The organism is Sphingomonas anseongensis, from assembly GCF_023516495.1.
GTDB lineage: Bacteria > Pseudomonadota > Alphaproteobacteria > Sphingomonadales > Sphingomonadaceae > Sphingomicrobium > Sphingomicrobium anseongensis.
The window spans coordinates 1-931 of record NZ_JAMGBC010000002.1 but is presented as its reverse complement, the minus strand read 5'-3'; the positions used below and the strand labels follow the sequence as shown (position 1 = coordinate 931).

Sequence of the window (931 nt, the reverse complement as noted above, 5' to 3'; positions counted from 1 at the left end):
TCCATCGATGTTGAACGGGATGCCAACCGGGTTGTCGCTTGCGTCAACATGATACTTCAGGTTCGGAACGTTGAAGAACCGATACTTGAGGCCGAGGTCGATGTTGGGCGTGATCGCCGTGCGGACGCCCGCAACGACCTGCCATGCAATCCGTCCACGACTGCCGTCGAAGAACTTGTCGATGGCAGGAATGTCGAAGTCTTCGGTTACGTGGGCTGCACCGATACCTGGGCCGACGTAGCCACTCCAGCCATTCTCATCGCCGAAGTCGAGCAATGCGTTCAGCATTACTGACCATGCGGTGGAGTGACCGTCGGCGTTGAAGTGCGAACCGAAGCCGGCCGGCGGAGCGATGCCGGAGGCGACTTCGACCTCATCGACCGAGGCGCGCTTGTAACCAAGCTCCCCCTCGACGCGGATCATGCCGAAATCATAGCCGGCAATGGCGTCGATATCCCAGCCGGGCTTGTGGTCGAGGGTGTAGGCGTTGTTGATCGTTCCCACGACGCCATCGGTGTAATCAAACCCGCTATCTTCGACCAGCATGACGCCGCCCTCGAGGCCGGCGTAGAAGGTGCCGTCCCGAGCAAGCGCCGGTGCGGCGAAACTTGTTGAAGCTAGTGCGAGTGCCAGTACGAGCTTGCGCATCTCTTAGTCCCCTGTCGCGACTCCGCCAGTAGAGCCTCAGCCCCTACAATATTTTAGGTCCGATTTGGCTGCAATGCCCGAGTTTAAACATCGAGTGTGGCTTTCGGGTCACAAACGTGTCGGACGCTGAGGCCCGAACTGCACTTTGCCCAAGTCCTTTAAGTTACCGGTTTCGCACGCAAAAAACCGGCCCGGTGAACATCACCGGGCCGGCTTCTTGAACTTCGTCAGCGTTCGCTGACGTTTGGCTGCTTAGCCCCGCTCTGGAGCCGGCGGCGGCGGA

The 931-nt window shown here is 59.5% G+C and carries 1 protein-coding gene; it reads right to left on the bottom strand.

What is annotated here, in order from left to right:
• Positions 1-648, bottom strand: a 648-nt coding sequence (locus LZ519_RS11515; protein WP_249868931.1) for an outer membrane protein, incomplete at its 3' end; no start/stop codon positions are given.
• Positions 649-931 lie beyond the last annotated feature (283 nt).